Here is a 15,458-nt window from a genome sequence, read left to right on the forward strand (position 1 = left end):
TGACCCGCGCCGATGCGCCGCTGGACAACCCGCTCAAGGGATTCGCGCGCTTCTACCAGCCGGGGGCCGACGAGAACACGGGCTATCCGCACTCCTTGACCTGGAGCTACTTCGGCCTGTCGGAGGTCATGAACGACGCGTCGGACTGCGGGCACTACGACTGGAGCGTCCTCGACAAGGCGCTCGACGAGATCGCCTCCTACGGCAACCAGGCCGCCGTCCGCTTCTACATGGAGTACCCGGGCGGCACGGGCAGCCACCCGGCGAACGCGATCCCCGCATGCTTCGCCGGGCACGTCGACAACCGCACGAACGCCTACTGGAACACCACCAGCCCCGACTACGACAGTCCCTACCTGCTGGACTCCGTGAAGGACTTCATCGCCGCCTTCGGCGCCCGCTACGACGGCGACCCGCGGATCGGCTTCCTGCACATGGGCCTGGTCGGACTGTGGGGCGAGTGGCACACCTGGCCCTACGACACCGACACGTCCAGCGACTCGTACCCCGACTACATGCCCACCGACGCCCACGGCGCCGAGCTCATCGACGCGTACAACAGCGCCTTCACCCACACGAAGGTCGAGGTGCGCTACGCCGCGGCGGCGGGCGGCGCCGCCGACACGCTGCCCGCCGTCGGCTACCACGACGACTCCTTCTGCTACCGCGAAGGCAGCCCCCTGGCGGGCGTCACCCTGCCCGCGTCCATGGGCGGGGCCTCCTACTCGCAGCTCCAAAAGGCCCTGGAACACGGTGTGGAGAACCGTTGGATCACCGCCTCCATGGGCGGCGAGGTCCGCCCCGAGATCCAGTCCAGCGCCTTCGACTACTGGCCCGGCGGCTCCGGGGCCGTCGACGACATGAAGGCGTGCATCGAGCTCGAGCACACCACCTGGAAGATCAACGAGGGCAGTGCCGGGTACTCCGCCGACAACGTCGGCGTGGGGGCCGCGGTCCGGACGATGGGCTACGACCTGGGCGTCGACAAGGCCTACTTCCACGACACCGCTCAAGGCACCACGAAGGTCGGCGTACAGATCAGCAACGACGGTGTGGCGCCCTTCTACTACCCCTGGAAGGTCAGCCTCGGCCTGAAGGACTCCTCCGGGAAGGTCGTCAAGACCTGGGACACCTCCTGGGACCTGCGCAAGGTCATGCCGAAGAAGATCCGCGCCTTCCCCGACTGGGGGGCCGGCCAGGACCCCACTTATCTCGACTACGGCTACGCCCAGTACTTCGACTCCGGCATCGACCTGTCCGGCGTCACGCAGGGCGACTACCAGCTCGTCATGAAGGCCAGGAATCCGCTGGAGGACGTCAGCTCCCGGGCGAAGCAGCTGCGCTTCGCCAACGCGACGCAGGGTGGTGACGGCTGGCTCGGCCTCGGCGCCATGGCAGTGGGCCCGGGAGGCTCCACCACTCCCGGCTCGTACGAGGCGGAGGACGGCGGCAACACCCTCACCGGCACCGCGGCCGTCGCCGACTGCCCGGGCTGTTCCGGCGGCAAGAAGGTGGGCTATCTCGGCAACGGCGCCGCTCTGACCTTCCGTCACGTCGACGGCGGCAACGGCGGCACCAAGACGGTGACCCTTCACTACGCGAGCGCCGTCGCCCGCTCCGCCACGGTCACGGCGAACTCGGCCCCCGCGCAGACGGTCGCCTTCGCCCCCACCGCCGACTGGACCACCCCGGGCACCACCACCGTGCATCTCACCCTGGCCCCCGGCACGGACAACACCGTCACGATCGCGAACCCCGGCGACTGGGCTCCCGACATCGACCGCCTGACCACATAGATCACCTCCCGCCGGCCGTGCTGTCCCTCCCCGAGCCCGACAGCACGGCCGGCTTCCCCGTACCGCGACGTACAGCGGCGGTGCAGGCACCCTGCCGTTCGGGGGCCCGGCCCGCGCATCGGCCGAGCAGCGCCGGGGACACCGTGGGACGATCGCGCCATGGAACGTGTGGTGGGCATCGGTGGATACTTCCTTCGCGCCAGGGACCCGGCGGCGCTGAGCTCCTGGTACCGGGAGGGTCTCGGCCTCGACACCGATGACAACGGCCTCTGGCACCAGTTGGCGGGCCCGACCGTCTTCGCCCCCTTCGACCACGACACCGACTATTTCGGCGCGCGCACGCAGCAGACCATGCTCAACTTCCGCGTCCGTGACCTGGACGCCATGCTCGCGCAGCTCCGCGCCCTCGGCGCCGACGTCGTGTCCGAGACGCAGGATCTCGAAGGCGTGGGCCGCTTCGGCTGGGTCATCGACCCCGAGGGCAACCGCATCGAGCTCTGGCAGCCCGCTGCATAGGCCCCTCTCTCAGGGGCGACCCGGGCGCGGCGCCGGCCCCCGCAGTCCTGGAGGCGATGCCCACCGGCACTCCGTCGGGCGGCTTGGTAATCTGCCGCGATGAGCGAAGTGTTGGACGAGGGGCCCTTCTATCACGGCACGAAGGCCGAGCTGCAGGTCGGAGAGCACCTCACCGCCGGTTTCCGTTCCAACTACCGGCCCGAGATCGTGATGAACCACATCTACTTCACCGCGTTGCGCGACGGTGCGGGCCTCGCTGCCGAACTCGCCGCAGGTGACGGGGCCCCGCGGGTGTACGTCGTGGAACCGGCCGGGGAGTTCGAGAACGACCCGAACGTCACCGACAAGAAGTTCCCCGGCAACCCCACACGCTCCTACCGCAGCCGGGAACCGCTCCGGATCGTCGGCGAGGTCACCGACTGGACGCGGCTGACACCCGAAGCGCTCCAGATGTGGCGGGACCGGCTGGCAGCGATCCGCGTGGACGACCGCGCCGAGATCATCAACTAGAACCCGCCCGGCCGTCCCGACAGCCGGCGAAGTGCGGGCCCGAGCAGCCCGTGAGCGGACGCCGAACGGGAAGCCGCCGATCACGCGCATCGACGCGTACCGCCGAAGAGTCGTCGAAGCCGGAACGCGCCGCTGCGGCGTAGCTGCACCTCGGGGATCGGACCCGCCGACCGGCTCACCGCAAGATCACGTCAAGGACCTTCCGGCCCGGGGGGAGGCGGCTGCTCCCCAGGAACGTGGCCGACGGTGAACCGGCTTGCGAGGACCCTGGACCGAGGACGGTCCCGACCGCGAGATGCGCATCGCCGTCGACTTCCCGCTCCCGCACCTGCTCGACGATTGCGCCGAACAGAGCACCTGTTACCGCGAGTTGGTCGCCGGGAGCGCCCTGGACGCGCAGGCCCGGCGAACCGTCCGCGATGGTCTCCGTGTCGACCTGCGCTGGATCCTCCTCCACCTCACCGAGGAGACCGCCCGCCACAACGGTCACCTGGACACCCTGCGCGAGATGCTCGACGGCACGACCGTCGACCGGGCGCCGTCCGGATCGTGTCTCAGACGACCAGGACGCGGCGCCCCCGGGTGTGACCGGCGCGGCTGTCCGTGTGTGCGGCCGCCGCCTCGGAAAGTGCGTACGACTTCTCGACCGGGATGTGGAGAGTGCCCCGGGAGATGAGGGCGACGGCCTCGGCGAGCGCGTCCCGCACGTCCCCGGCCGCACCGGAGAACCGGACGCCCCATCGCGGCGCCCCGAGGTCGGCGATCGAGACGACCTTGCGCGGGTCCCCGGTCAGCCCGACGAGTTCGCTGATCACCCCGGAGCCCGCCAGGTCGAGAGCCGCGTCGACCCGGCCCAGGTGACGCACCCGCTCGACCCAGCCCTTGTCGTAGGTCGTGGCGAGGGCGCCGAGGCTGCGCAGATAGTCCTGGTTGGCGGCCCCGGCCGTGCCGATCACCGCGATGCCGCGCACGCGGGCGATCTGCAGCACCGCCGACCCGACGCCGCCGGACGCCCCGCTGACCAGCAGCGTCTGCCCGGGCCGCACGCCGACCTCCCGCAGGACGCGCAGTGCGGTCTCCACCACCGACGGGTACCCGGCCGCCTCCTCGAAGGTCAGTCCGTCGGGCATCCGGGCCCAGGCCGACAACACGGCGAACTCGGCGTACGTGTCGATGCCTTCGCCGAACACGCGGTCCCCGACCTCGATCCCTTCGACGCCCGCGCCGACCTCGTCCACCACCCCGGCGGCGTCCAGTCCGACGCCCGCGGGCAGGGAGACGGGATGGGCTCCCAGTACCTGGCCCTCCCGAATCCTCCAGTCGACGGGGTTGACCCCCGCCGCCCGCACGGCGATACGTATCCGGTCAGGGCCCGCGTGGGGCTCCTCGGCTTCCACCAGGCGCAGGACCTCGGGACCGCCGAACTCGGCGAAGCTGATTTTCCTCATGCGGCCGAAGATAGCCCTAACGGTTAGTGTTTCACAACGGTTAGGAATTCCTACCTGGTAGCTTCAGGGCATGACTGAGCCGTCCGGACGCCGCGAACGCAAGAAGGCCGCGACCCGCCAGAGGATCGCTGACACCGCGCTGCGCCTCTTCCTCGATCGTGGGTACGACGCCGTGGGCATCCGTGACGTGGCGGCCGAGGCCGACGTGGCCGTCACCACCGTCTTCGCCCACTTCGCGTCGAAGGAGGCCCTGGTCTACGAGCGCGACCAGGACTTCGAGCAGCGGCTCACGCGGGCGGTGGCCGAGCGGCCCGCGCACGAACCGCTCGTCCCGGCGCTGCACCGCGAGGTCCAGTTCTTGGTACGGCACTGCACGGCGCAGGGCAGCGCCCCCGTCCGGCGCATGATCGAGGAGTCCGCCGCCCTGCAGGAGTACGAGGAATCGATGAGCCTGCGTCATGCGCAGGCGCTCGCCGCGGCACTGGCCGCCGATACCCGTCTGGGCCGGAGCACGACGGCCTGCCGGGCCACCGCGCGGTTCGTCATCGACGCCTACGCGCTGGCCTGCCGGGCGGAGGATCCGGGCGCCACGGTGGACGAGGTCTTCCGGATGATCGATGCGGCCTGGGAAGCGACCGCGCCCTGAACCGGGGCGACCGCCTACGGGGAGATCAGGGGGCAGGCGGCAAGGTCCGTACGAAGACGTCCCAGGTGGCGTTGGTGTCGTCGGGGACGAGATCGGCGGCGGAGGACTCGAAGGCGCTCGACCGCGTCCCGGTGGTGGCCCTCGTCGGCCAGACCAGCCGCACGGCGATGGGCGGCTCTTACCAACAGGAAGTCGACCTGGCGAGCCTCTACAAGGACGTGGCCTCGGACTTCTGCGAGACGGCCACCGTGCCCGAGCAGCTGCCGAACCTGATCGACCGCGCCTTCCGCACCGCGTACGCCCGGCGCACCGTCACCGCGGTCATCCTCCCCGCCGACGTCCAGGAACTGGACTACAGCCCGCCCGAGCACGCCTTCAAGATGGTGCCCTCCAGTCTCGGTCTCGGCCGCTGGGCCCCCGCGCCCGCGGAGGAAGACCTTCAGCGGGCGGCCGAAATCCTCAACGCCGGCGACAAGGTCGCCGTCCTCATCGGCCAGGGCGCGCGCGGCGCCCGCGCCGAGGTCGAGCAACTCGCGGACGTGCTCGGCGCCGGCGTGGCCAAGGCGCTGCTCGGCAAGGACGCCCTCCCCGACGACCTGCCCTACGTGACCGGGTCGATCGGCCTGCTCGGCACCCGCCCCTCCTACGAGTTGATGCAGGGCTGCGACACCCTGCTGATGATCGGATCCAGCTTCCCCTACACGCAGTTCATGCCGGAGCTCGACCAGGCGCGGGCCGTGCAGATCGACATCGACCCGCACATGATCGGCCTGCGCTACCCCGTCGAGATCAACCTGGTCGGCGACGCCCGAGAAACCCTGCGCCGACTGCTGCCCCTGCTGCACCGGTACGAGAACCGGTCCTGGCAGCAGCAGGTGGAGAAGAACGTCGCCCGCTGGTGGCAGATCATGGAGCGCAGGGCCGCCGTGGACGCCGATCCGCTCAACCCCGAGTACGTGGTGCACGTGCTGGACGGCAAGCTGCCGGACAACGTGATCCTCGCCGCCGACTCCGGCTCCGGCTCCGGCTCCGCCGCCAACTGGTACGCCCGTCACCTGGGGCTGCGCGGACGGATGCGCGGCTCGCTGTCGGGCACCCTCGCCAGCATGGGGCCCGGCGTCCCGTACGCGATCGGCGCGAAGTTCGCCCACCCGGACCGGCCCGCGATCGCCCTGGCCGGCGACGGCGCGATGCAGATGAACGGGATGATGGAACTGGTCACCGCGGCCAAGTACCACCACGAGTGGTCCGATCCGCGCCTCGTCGTGGCCGTCCTGAACAACGGTGATCTCAACCAGGTGACCTGGGAGATGCGGGCCATGTCCGGCGCCCCGCAGTTCGAGGCGTCCCAGTTCATCCCCGACCTGCCCTACGCCGACCTCGCGCGGGCCATCGGTCTGGACGGCGTACGCGTGGAGGAGCCCAAGCACGTCGAGGCGGCATGGGACCAGGCGCTCGCCGCCGACCGCCCCTTCGTCATCGACTTCCGCACCGACCCAGCCTTCCCGCCGATCCCGCCGCACGCCTCTCTCGACCAGATCGAGGCCGCCGCCTCCGCCGTCCTGCACGGCGACAGCGACCGCGCATCCATGATCGAGCAGGGCCTCAAGGCCAAGGTGCAGGACACGCTGCCCGGCGGCCGGCACCGCACCGACGAGGGGTGAGCGAGGGTGAGCGACGGTCCGTGGAGGTGCGGGCCGCGCCTGCACGGACCGACCCGTTCCTCGTAACCGCCGCTCCTCGTGGTACCCGCGACGCCGAGAGCCGACCGTTGCCCGCCTGCTGACCCGCAGGACGGCAACGGTCGGCTCCTGGCGTCGACCGCTCGGCCCGTCATCCAAGCGACGACTTGTCCGCGGCCTCCGCCTCGGTCTCGGCACCCGCGTTGGCGAGCGTCCCGCCCGCCGTCTCCAGGTGCGCGCGGACGAACCACTGGAACTGCTCCAGGTCACGAAGCTGCCCGATGAGCAGATCCTCCGTCGCGGGGTCGATCTCGCCGATGGTCTTGATGGCGGAGCGCAGGTCCTCGATGACACCGGTGTAGACCAGGTCGAGGGCGCCCAGGTGGGCGATGGCATCCGCGCGCCCCACGCTGTAGTCCTCCCACGAGCGTGCCTTGACCAGGGCGCCCGGTGTGCCCTGGGCGACGCCGCCGAGGGCGGCCAGGCGCTCGGCCGCGTCGTCGGCCATGTCGCGTACGCGATCGACCTGAGGGTCGAGCATCTGGTGCACGGCGATGAAGTGCGGGCCGACGACGTTCCAGTGCACGTGCTTGAGGGTGAGGTGCAGGTCGTTCAGGGCGTGCAGGCGCTGCTGCAGGAGCGTGATGACGGAGCCTGCCTCGTCCACGGTGATGCCGGGGACGGTGTAGTGCGGGGCGTTGTGGGAGGTCATGGATCGTCTCCTGTCGTGAGTGCGTTGCGGTGACCGCCGCGTGCCGCCGTGGTCCGAGGCTTCAGCGATCACCTTCGCGAGGAGTTCCCCGTCGCAGGCCGCTCATTCATCCGGTGGCGGTCCTGACCACTGTGTTGTTCAGGACATTTGTCATGCCGACCGTGCGACGCCTGTACTGCCGCAGAGGTGTTTCGCGGCCCTGCCCCCCTCGTGCACCGCTTCGTAGAATTGCGCCATGTTCACATCTCGCAAGCCCAAGAAGAACGACGCCTGGGAAGGCGTCGTCGAGGACACGTCGCGAGGCATGCTCGACGGCGCGAACATGTACCACTTCGTCCAGGTCCGGTGCGCCGACGGACAGACCAGGAAAGTGCGCGTCGACCGCCGACTGTGGAAGTCGCTGGCGGTCGGCGACCGCATCGTCAAGGTGCCGGGGAGCGACGCGGCCAAGGGGTAATCGGCATGTGTGGTCCGGTCGGCTACGGGCACTCGGCCTCCGCGCGGTCATCACGCCCCCCGTCTGACCGCGCGGAGGCCGTCGGCAGGCGGCACACGGAAGTCACTGTCCAGCCGCCTGCCGGCGCCTGGGGCGCCGACGGCCGCCCCCACCCAGGCTCAGCAGCACTGTGGCCACGGCGATGCGGTCGCGATCCGAGTCGGCCCCCTATGAGGGCCGCTCCCCCAGCACCGCCACCCCGCACCTCATCGGCAGGGCGACACCGGTTACCACGCGAGCGGGGACCGGCACGCTCAACTCGCGCGGCTCACGCCCCTGTTCAGGAACGGTGCCGCCAGGGCAGTGTCCATTCCAGGGGCGTGAGCCGGGCGAACGAGAGCAAGCCGTGGAGATCGCGGAGGACCGGGCCGACGGAGAACCTCGCGTATGCAGGTTCTCTTCGGTCTCGCAGGTCACAGGGCCTTGGATGGCACGGACGCCTCAACCCGGCGTGTGTGCCCGGCAGTTCAGCGATCAGGCCGCTTCGGTGATTCCTTCCGCGGAGGGCGCCGCGGCCGGGGCCGTCGCGAGGGGTACCTCCGCCGGCGTGGGCATGGCTGCCACACGCGAGCGGTCCCGTACGGGCTCCGGAGCGTTCTGTGCCCGCAGGCGCAGGATCTCGTCCGCGGCGGCGACCGCCTGCGTCGCTTCGGTGGTGCCTGTCATCACACACAGCGTGTATGCGGCGTTCTCACGGGCACGTGCGCTCTCTGTGGTGGGGCAGCGCTCGTCGGTGACGACGGCATCGGCGAAGCGCGCGAGGGCGACGCGCACGTCGTGGGCGGTGGGAAGCAACACTGAGGCTCCTCGGACTGACCGGGTGCGTACGTGACGCAGGCAGTGGGTGGCAGTAGTCCGTTTGCCCCGTCTGCGGTGTTCAAACGTCACATCACGCGCATACGTTCGCGCGGCCCGGCCGGCGCCATGTCCGGGCCCGCCCCGTCGGCAGGACGCCGGCCGGCACCGCGACGACGCGATGACCACCGCGCGCCACCCGCGCGCGACGACCTCGGTCGTGACCCGGCGCGCCGCGTCTGACACTGTTGGGCGCAGCGGCCGTCCCGGGAGGTTCTTGTGGCTCTGTTGATCGTGCAACGGCAAGTTCCGATCGGTCCCGGACCGGAGCACGTGACCACGGACGGGCAAGGGCGTGTCCTGACCGGCGTGGCCGACGGCCGGATCCTGCGGGTGGACCTGTCGGTGACTCCGGCCGTCGTCGAGGAATTGGTCAATACCGGCGGCCGTCCGCTGGGGCTCACCACGCTCGACGACGGCAGGATCCTGATCTGCGACGCGCGACGCGGTCTGCTGCGGTTCGACCCGCGGACGCGCGCCCTCGACGTCCTGGTCGACCGCGTGGAGGCGGCGCCTGTCGGGGTGTGCAGCAACGTGACGGCGGGCCGCGACGGCACGGTCTTCTTCACTTCCTCCAGCAGCCGCTATCCGCTCTCTCACTGGCGCCAGGACCTGGCCGAGCGCACGGCCTCCGGCCGCCTGCTGCGTGTGGAGCCCGACGGCCGCGCCGAAGTGCTCGCCGACGGGCTGGAGTTCGCCAACGGCGTGGTGCTGGCCCCGGACGCCTCCCACCTCGTCGTCGCCGAGACCGGCACCCGCCGTCTCCTGCGGCACTGGCTGACCGGCCCCAAGGCCGGGCAACTCGACGTACTGGCGGACGAGTTGCCCGGCTACCCGGACAATCTGACGCTGAGCGAGGACGGCACCGTGTGGGTGGCGCTCGCCGCCCCGGTGAACGCACTGCTGGAGACGGTGCAGCGCACCGGGCCCACCGTGCGCCGGCTCGGCGCCCGCGCGGCGCAGGCCGTGCGCGTACGACCCCCGCGTGTGGCCCGCATCCTGGCGCTCGGCACCGACGGAGAGATCCGGCACGACCTGCGACGCACCGGAAAGGCCTGCCGCATGATCACCAGCGCGGTCCGGACTCCGCACGGACTCGTCCTCGGCAGCCTGGAGGAGAACTCACTGACCGTGTGCGAGGCGCCGGCCCACTGAGGCGACGCGCGGGCGCCCGTGCCCTCATCGGGCGTCCTTCTCCCAGCCGACGGGATCGGCGATGACGTCGTTGGCGACGTCGGGCAGGGAGCGGCCGGTACCGAACGCGCGAGCGCGCAGGCGTGCCAGGGCCTCGTCGTCCGTGATGCCCAGCGCGCCGGCAGTGGCGCTGACGGCTATGTGCGTCAGGCCCCAGTACGAGTCCAGGATGTCCTCCGGCTCCCAGGGCGGCAGGTCGCTGCTCCCCTCGACGACCGTCTCGCGGAAGGTCCGCATCAGTGCTCCGCTCGCGGCCCGGACCGCGAGGGCGGCCGCCTCCACGGCGTCCGGGTCCGGAGCGAGCGGCCGGTGGCACAGCAGGTCAGCGGTGCCGAGGGTGCTCCCGGTGTCGCTGAAGAGGGGGAAGGCGTAGATCGCACCGACGTCGGTGAGCTGCTCCTGTGCGCAGGGACCGAACAGCGGCCACGCGGACAGGTCGTGGCGCAGGTCGCCGACGATCACCTGGGCCCCTTCCCGGGCGGCGGTGACGCAGGGCCCCTCCCCCAGCCCGAATTGCAGCCTTTCCAGGCGCAGCGCCGCATCGCTGGTCGCGCAGAGGAGTTGGCGGTGGGGCGTGTCCGTGAACAGCGACAGTGTCGCCGCGTCCATGGAGGCACTCACCCGTAGGGCCTCGCACAGCCGATCGGGAAGCGTGGCCGGATCTCCGTACGTGGCATCGAGAACCAACCTCTCCACATCGTCCCGGTCCACCACGGATCCGCACCGCCTTCGTCTCGCGCCTTTTCGCGCGGGTTTCCACTCGCACACGAGGCAAACCGAAGGACCGGCGGCCTTCGCACGCGATGTCGACAAACGGCAGTGCGGTCCGCCGACCGCGCCCCTCGCTCAGGCCGCGGGCCGGTGCTCCTCACCACCGTGGACGGCGCCCGCGCGGACCCGCTCGCAGCTCTTCGTGATGAGGCGGGAGACGTGCATCTGCGAGCACCCGACCCGCTCCGCGATGCCGGCCTGGGTCATGTCCTCGAAGTAGCGCAGATAGAGGATCTCGCGCTCGCGTTCCGGGAGGCTGCGCAGGCCTTCCTTGGCGGCTTCCCGGTCGGTGACCAGGTCGTAGGCCTTCTCCCGCCGGCCCAGGGTGTCGGCGAGGCTGAACCCGTCGGCGGAGGTGCCGAGTTCGGCCTCCAGGGACAGGCTGTTGTAGCTCTCCATCGCCTCCTGGCCGTCGTGCACCTCGTCCAGGGTCAGGTCGGCCTGTACGGCGATGTCCTCGTCGTTGGGCTCACTGGCGTGGCCCGGCTGGTCGAGCAGTTCCCGGCGGGCCACGCGGACCTTGTTGCGCAGGTCCTGCACCCGACGGGGCACCCGCACGTCCCAGGTGTGGTCCCGGAAGTGGCGGCGCAGTTCGCCCGTGACGGTGGGCACCGCGTACGACTCGAACGCCCCGCGCCCCGGCTCGTAGCGCTCCACCGCCTTCACCAGGCCCAGGGCCGCGACCTGCTTCAGGTCGTCCGTGCTCTCGCCCTTGTTGCGGTACTTGAGCGCGAGACGGTGTGCCATCGGCAGCCAGGCCTCGACCAGTTCCTCGACCAGCAGGTCGCGCTCGCGCCCCTCGGGCGTCCCGGACAGCAGCACGAAGGTGTTCTGGGTCTCGGGGGCATCGTGGTGCGAGTGGTGTGTGGACATAAGGGTTCGCTCCCTCATCGTTGCAGTCGGCAAGGATGACCAGGAGCCGGTCGACACCCCGTTCGGGGTGGTCCGGTGCTCCTGGCAGAGCGCCTGTGGTCCCAAGCACTGCACTCCGCCTGCCCCTCACTCCCGGGAGCAAACAGCGGCTGTCGGCGGGACGACGTCCTACTCCGCGGGGTGCGGCTCCCCCGCGGGGACGCCGTCGGCGTACCGGGCGTTCGCGCGGTGCGCCTCATCCTGCGCCAGGAGGCCGAGCAGCGAGGCGACGGTCAGCCCGGCCTCGGCCTCGGCCGGATGGCGAAGGACCTTGCCCGGCTCGATGCGATAGGTGTTGCCGCGCCCCTCGCGCGTATGGGACAGGAAGCCGCTCTCCTCCAGATCAGAGATGATCTTCTGCACGGCCCGCTCGGTGAGTCTGCAATGCGCGGCGATGTCCCGGATGCGCGCATTCTGGTCGTCGGCGATGGCCGCGAGGACGCGCGCGTGGTTCGTCAGGAACGTCCATCCTGTGTGCGGTTCTGGAACTCCACCCATGACTGAATCCTAGGCCCGGCAGTTCGTGTTCTGAAACACCTGAACCTGACTTCCTGTATCGCTTGACCTGTGTACGTCGTGCGGAGATTCTAGGTGCGACGCGGAGGAACCGCCCGAGTGCGCAGGGGAGTTGACCATGCCAGAGCCCGTCCGGACCGAGGAGGCGGCAGTGGCCGTGAACTGCGGCGCCACCGCGACTCCCCCCGACACCCGCCGGCTGTCCGGTCTGACGCTGTTCCACCGTCCCGTGGGCGACCGGACCGTCGTCAGCGTGCGCGGTGATCTCGACCTCGACGGCGACGCGGACGAACCGCTGCGGCGCGCCCTGCGCTCCGCCCTCGGCGGCACCGACGGCGCCATCGGCCTGGATCTCGACGGCGTCGAGCCCTGCGGCTGTTCGGCGGTGAACATTCTGCTGAGCCTCGGCGCCTGGCACCCGGACCCCGCCGGCATCGACCCCGTCGTGATGGCGGAGGACGCGGCGCGCGACGAGGAGGAGAGGGATCTGCGTCTGGAACTCGCCCACCTACGGCGGGCGATGCGCAGCCGGGGCGTCATCGACATGGCACGCGGCATCCTCGTGGCGGCCTTCGGCCTCAGCCCCGACGACTCCTGGGAGGCACTCGTCACCGTCTCGCAGCACACCAACACCAAGCTGCACGAGGTGGCCCGCCAGCTGGTCGAGTGCACCCACGGGACGACGCCCCTGCCCGACGCGCTGCAGGAATCGCTGTCCGCGGTGGTGGCCGCCTTCGCCGACTAGCAATCGGTGAAGGCGCTGCTCAAGCGGTGCGCTGCGTCTCCACCAGCTCCCGCGCCTCGTCGGCCGTCGCCACCGCGGGCGGCGAGCCGTCGAGGGGCTTGCGTGCGGTCTCCTTCATACAGAGGACCGCCACGATGCCGATCAGGCCGGCGAGCATAGTGTAGAAGGCCGGCATCAGGTTGTTACCGGTGGCTCCGATCAGCGCCGCGACCACGAGCGGGGTCGTACCGCCGAACAGCGACACGGAGATGTTGAACCCGATCGACAGCGACCCGTAGCGGACATCGGTCGGGAACAGCGCGGGCAGCGCCGACGACATGGTGCCCAGGTAGCAGACGAGGGACAGTCCCAGTATCAGCAGGCCCGCGAAGACCGGCACCACGCCGCCGCGGCCGATCAGCAGGAACGCGGGCAGCGCCAGGACGAAGAAGGCGATCGATCCCGCCAGCAGCACCGGCTTGCGTCCGACGCGGTCCGACAGGCGCCCCACGGAATTGATCAGCGCCATCAGGATGAGCATGACGACCACGATCGACATCAGGCCGCTCGTCTCGCCGAAGCCGAGCTGGGTGAGGTAGGTCGGCATGTACGACAGGAGCATGTAGTCGGTGATGTTGAACGCGGCCACCAGCGCGATGCACAGCAGCAGGGCCGGCCACTGACCGGCGAGCGACTCCTTGAAGGACTTCTTCTCGCGCTCTTCCGCCGCTGCCCCGCCGCCCTCCTCCATCTTCTGGAACGCCGGCGACTCGTCGAGGCGCATCCGCAGGTACAGGCCGATGAGGCCGAGCGGCGCCGCCACCATGAACGGCACGCGCCAGCCCCACGACTGCATGCCGTCGCTGCCGAGCAGCGCGGTCAGGACCGTCACCAGCACCGCGGCGACCGTGTAGCCGATCAGCGTGCCGAACTCCAGGAACGACCCCCAGAAGCCACGCCTCTTGTCCGGCGCGTACTCGGCGATGTAGGTCGCGGCGCCGCCGTACTCGCCGCCGGTGGAGAAGCCCTGCACCATGCGGCAGAAGATGAGCAGCACCGGGGCCCAGAACCCGATGGTCGCGAAGCCGGGGATCAGACCGATCGCCAGGGTCGCGCTCGACATCATGATCATGGCCATGGCGAGGATCTTCTTGCGCCCCACCTTGTCCCCGAGCGGCCCGAAGAACATGCCGCCGAGAGGACGTACGAGGAAGGCCGCGGCGAACGTCGCGAGCGCGGAGAGGGTCTGGGCGGTGGCGTTGCCCGACGGGAAGAATTCCTTGCCGATGATCACGGCGAGGTAGGCGTAGACGCCGAAGTCGTACCACTCCATGGCGTTGCCGAGCGCGGTCGCCTTCACCGCACGCTTGACCTGTACGTCGGTGGTGACCGTGATGTCGGACTGCCGCAGACGGGGGTTCTTGCGGCGGTGGACGGCACGGAACAGGGCGCGGTGACGGGCGACGGCCTCCGTGGACGGGAGGCTGTCTTCCCTCGTCTCGCTGGTCTCGGGTGCGCTCACGGGAGTCCTGCTGCTTCTCTCGTACGAAGGGGCGGCGAACCGGTGGAACGGATGGGTCCCTCTGGAGAGTGCCAGCGCGAACGACGCCGATCATGGGCCGAACGTCCCGTTCCGGCCGTGTCCCAAGTCCTCCGCGGGACGGCCCTGAGTCCTCTGTGGCGCACAGGTGTTCCATCGGGTCGAAGGCGGGGTGGAGCGCTGCGTCCCGGGTACCCGGGCGTCCCGACGACGCGTCACGGGACGCGCCGCGACGGACACACAGGAGGTGACGCCGTGCCGGACACACAGCCGCAGGCCACCGGGGGCGACCGGGACATCGGTCAGCAACCGGTCAGCGAACTGGTCCAGCAGGCCTCGCACCAGCTGACCGAGCTGGTCCGGGGCGAACTGCGCCTGGCCCAGGCGGAGATGACGGAGAAGGGCAAACGCTACGGCAAGGGCGGCGGTCTGTTCGGCGGCGCCGGGATCGTCGGATTCCTGGCGCTGCAGGCACTGGTGGCCACCGCGATCGCGGGCCTCGCCGTCGTGTTGCCGGTGTGGGCGTCCGCGCTGATCGTCACCGGGGTGCTGGGCGTGATCGCGGCCGTGATGACGGCTTCCGGCAAGAAGCAGTTCGGCAAGGCCGCTCCCGCCTCCCCCGCGCAGACCATCGAGAACGTCAAGGCCGATGTGGCCGAGATCAAGGAGAGTGCACGCCGATGACCCAGCCTCCGCACGACGAACAGACCGCCTCCAGCCCGGAGGAACTGCGCGAGCAGATCGAGCAGACCCGTACCGAGCTGGGACACACCGTCGAGGCGCTCGCGGCCAAGGCCGACGTCAAGGCCCGGGCCAAGGACAAGGCCACCCACCTCAAGGAACAGGCGACGGACCGGACGGACGCGCTCAAGGCGCAGGCCACGGCCACGGCCGGCAAAGCGAGGACCCGGGCGGTCGGTCTCGCGCACCAGGCGCGGCAGCAGACGCCGGAGCCGCTGCGGCAGTGGGCGGCCCAGGGGGCGCGGACGGCCCAGAACAACCGCACCGTCCTGCTCGCGACCGTGTCCACCGGTGCGCTCGTCCTGTGGCTGTCGCTGCGCCGCCGGGGCGGCAAGCCGCGTCGGCGCTAGGCCTGTCCGGCGGACTCGTCGGGGATGCGGGGTCCGGCACGACGCGGGG

The 15,458-nt window shown here is 70.5% G+C and carries 17 protein-coding genes and 1 pseudogene; 11 read left to right on the forward strand and 7 right to left on the reverse strand.

The window, feature by feature from the left end; genetic code table 11:
• The 4 genes and pseudogenes from G3I40_RS00120 to G3I40_RS46780 form a co-directional block, all read left to right on the forward strand.
• A partial coding sequence (locus tag G3I40_RS00120; protein WP_164300084.1) for a DUF4832 domain-containing protein occupies positions 1-1,796 on the forward strand: 1,796 nt, incomplete at its 5' end.
• Positions 1,797-1,955: 159 nt separating this feature from the next.
• Entirely contained in the window at positions 1,956-2,312 is a 357-nt protein-coding gene (locus G3I40_RS00125; protein WP_164300085.1) for a VOC family protein, read from the forward strand.
• A gap of 99 nt (positions 2,313-2,411) precedes the next feature.
• Complete coding sequence (arr, locus tag G3I40_RS00130; protein ID WP_164300086.1) at positions 2,412-2,822, forward strand: NAD(+)--rifampin ADP-ribosyltransferase; 411 nt, start codon at positions 2,412-2,414, stop codon at positions 2,820-2,822.
• 259 nt (positions 2,823-3,081) lie between these two features.
• Positions 3,082-3,354: pseudogene (locus G3I40_RS46780) on the forward strand (DUF664 domain-containing protein); the annotation flags it as partial.
• 22 nt (positions 3,355-3,376) lie between these two features.
• Here the strand turns inward: G3I40_RS46780 and G3I40_RS00140 are convergent.
• Positions 3,377-4,270, reverse strand: coding sequence for an NADP-dependent oxidoreductase (locus G3I40_RS00140; protein WP_164300087.1), 894 nt, complete (start codon positions 4,268-4,270; stop codon positions 3,377-3,379).
• A 70-nt stretch (positions 4,271-4,340) separates the two neighbouring features.
• On the opposite strand from G3I40_RS00140, the gene G3I40_RS00145 reads away from it, so the two are divergent.
• Together G3I40_RS00145 and G3I40_RS00150 are read left to right on the forward strand one after the other, a co-directional pair.
• Positions 4,341-4,916, forward strand: a complete 576-nt coding sequence (locus G3I40_RS00145) for a TetR/AcrR family transcriptional regulator (RefSeq protein WP_164300088.1) — start codon at positions 4,341-4,343, stop codon at positions 4,914-4,916.
• A gap of 74 nt (positions 4,917-4,990) precedes the next feature.
• Positions 4,991-6,580, forward strand: coding sequence for a thiamine pyrophosphate-requiring protein (locus G3I40_RS00150; RefSeq protein WP_343244776.1), 1,590 nt, complete (start codon positions 4,991-4,993; stop codon positions 6,578-6,580).
• A 169-nt stretch (positions 6,581-6,749) separates the two neighbouring features.
• Here G3I40_RS00150 and G3I40_RS00155 read toward each other — a convergent pair whose 3' ends face one another.
• Complete coding sequence (locus G3I40_RS00155) at positions 6,750-7,310, reverse strand: DNA starvation/stationary phase protection protein (protein WP_164300089.1); 561 nt, start codon at positions 7,308-7,310, stop codon at positions 6,750-6,752.
• A gap of 235 nt (positions 7,311-7,545) precedes the next feature.
• Between G3I40_RS00155 and G3I40_RS00160 the strand changes: the two genes are divergently transcribed.
• On the forward strand, positions 7,546-7,767 hold the full coding sequence (locus G3I40_RS00160) for a hypothetical protein (RefSeq protein ID WP_164300083.1): 222 nt from the start codon (positions 7,546-7,548) through the stop codon (positions 7,765-7,767).
• Between the two features lie 513 nt (positions 7,768-8,280).
• Here the strand turns inward: G3I40_RS00160 and G3I40_RS00165 are convergent.
• The gene (locus G3I40_RS00165) at positions 8,281-8,604 is read right to left on the reverse strand and encodes a DUF5133 domain-containing protein (protein WP_164300090.1); all 324 of its coding nucleotides are present in this window, start codon (positions 8,602-8,604) and stop codon (positions 8,281-8,283) included.
• Positions 8,605-8,895: 291 nt separating this feature from the next.
• Here G3I40_RS00165 and G3I40_RS00170 point away from each other — a divergent pair, with 291 nt between their 5' ends.
• A complete protein-coding gene (locus tag G3I40_RS00170) occupies positions 8,896-9,816 on the forward strand; it encodes an SMP-30/gluconolactonase/LRE family protein (protein WP_343244779.1) in 921 nt (306 codons plus the stop codon).
• A gap of 24 nt (positions 9,817-9,840) precedes the next feature.
• On the opposite strand, the gene G3I40_RS00175 is transcribed toward G3I40_RS00170, so the two are convergent.
• The 3 genes from G3I40_RS00175 to G3I40_RS00185 form a co-directional block, all read right to left on the reverse strand.
• Positions 9,841-10,623 carry a GAF and ANTAR domain-containing protein gene (locus G3I40_RS00175; protein ID WP_343244777.1) on the reverse strand — a complete coding sequence of 261 codons (783 nt, stop codon included), beginning with the start codon at positions 10,621-10,623 and terminating at the stop codon, positions 9,841-9,843.
• Positions 10,624-10,701: 78 nt separating this feature from the next.
• The gene (locus G3I40_RS00180; protein ID WP_164300092.1) at positions 10,702-11,499 is read right to left on the reverse strand and encodes a SigB/SigF/SigG family RNA polymerase sigma factor; all 798 of its coding nucleotides are present in this window, start codon (positions 11,497-11,499) and stop codon (positions 10,702-10,704) included.
• A gap of 168 nt (positions 11,500-11,667) precedes the next feature.
• Complete coding sequence (locus G3I40_RS00185) at positions 11,668-12,036, reverse strand: helix-turn-helix domain-containing protein (RefSeq protein WP_164300093.1); 369 nt, start codon at positions 12,034-12,036, stop codon at positions 11,668-11,670.
• A 136-nt stretch (positions 12,037-12,172) separates the two neighbouring features.
• Between G3I40_RS00185 and G3I40_RS00190 the strand changes: the two genes are divergently transcribed.
• Positions 12,173-12,799, forward strand: coding sequence for an ANTAR domain-containing protein (locus tag G3I40_RS00190; protein WP_164300094.1), 627 nt, complete (start codon positions 12,173-12,175; stop codon positions 12,797-12,799).
• Between the two features lie 19 nt (positions 12,800-12,818).
• Here the strand turns inward: G3I40_RS00190 and proP are convergent, their stop codons facing one another.
• The gene (gene proP / locus G3I40_RS00195; protein WP_164300095.1) at positions 12,819-14,300 is read right to left on the reverse strand and encodes a glycine betaine/L-proline transporter ProP; all 1,482 of its coding nucleotides are present in this window, start codon (positions 14,298-14,300) and stop codon (positions 12,819-12,821) included.
• 315 nt (positions 14,301-14,615) lie between these two features.
• On the opposite strand from proP, the gene G3I40_RS00200 reads away from it, so the two are divergent.
• Both G3I40_RS00200 and G3I40_RS00205 read left to right on the forward strand, forming a co-directional pair.
• On the forward strand, positions 14,616-15,002 hold the full coding sequence (locus G3I40_RS00200) for a phage holin family protein (protein WP_164300109.1): 387 nt from the start codon (positions 14,616-14,618) through the stop codon (positions 15,000-15,002).
• On the forward strand, positions 14,999-15,409 hold the full coding sequence (locus G3I40_RS00205) for a DUF3618 domain-containing protein (RefSeq protein ID WP_164300096.1): 411 nt from the start codon (positions 14,999-15,001) through the stop codon (positions 15,407-15,409). The genes G3I40_RS00200 and G3I40_RS00205 overlap by 4 nt, the downstream gene beginning before the upstream one ends.
• Positions 15,410-15,458: the final 49 nt, after the last annotated feature.

Origin of the sequence: Streptomyces sp. SID14478, assembly GCF_010548525.1 — a bacterium.
GTDB lineage: Bacteria > Actinomycetota > Actinomycetes > Streptomycetales > Streptomycetaceae > Streptomyces.

Coding starts and splice junctions, on each gene's coding strand:
- G3I40_RS00160 (WP_164300083.1), top strand. CDS start 7,546: ATGTTCACATCTCGCAAGCCCAAGAAGAACGACGCCTGGGAAGGCGTC.
- G3I40_RS00145 (WP_164300088.1), top strand. CDS start 4,341: ATGACTGAGCCGTCCGGACGCCGCGAACGCAAGAAGGCCGCGACCCGC.
- arr (WP_164300086.1), top strand. CDS start 2,412: ATGAGCGAAGTGTTGGACGAGGGGCCCTTCTATCACGGCACGAAGGCC.
- G3I40_RS00185 (WP_164300093.1), bottom strand. CDS start 12,036: ATGGGTGGAGTTCCAGAACCGCACACAGGATGGACGTTCCTGACGAAC.
- G3I40_RS00180 (WP_164300092.1), bottom strand. CDS start 11,499: ATGTCCACACACCACTCGCACCACGATGCCCCCGAGACCCAGAACACC.
- G3I40_RS00140 (WP_164300087.1), bottom strand. CDS start 4,270: ATGAGGAAAATCAGCTTCGCCGAGTTCGGCGGTCCCGAGGTCCTGCGC.
- G3I40_RS00155 (WP_164300089.1), bottom strand. CDS start 7,310: ATGACCTCCCACAACGCCCCGCACTACACCGTCCCCGGCATCACCGTG.
- G3I40_RS00205 (WP_164300096.1), top strand. CDS start 14,999: ATGACCCAGCCTCCGCACGACGAACAGACCGCCTCCAGCCCGGAGGAA.
- G3I40_RS00125 (WP_164300085.1), top strand. CDS start 1,956: ATGGAACGTGTGGTGGGCATCGGTGGATACTTCCTTCGCGCCAGGGAC.
- G3I40_RS00190 (WP_164300094.1), top strand. CDS start 12,173: ATGCCAGAGCCCGTCCGGACCGAGGAGGCGGCAGTGGCCGTGAACTGC.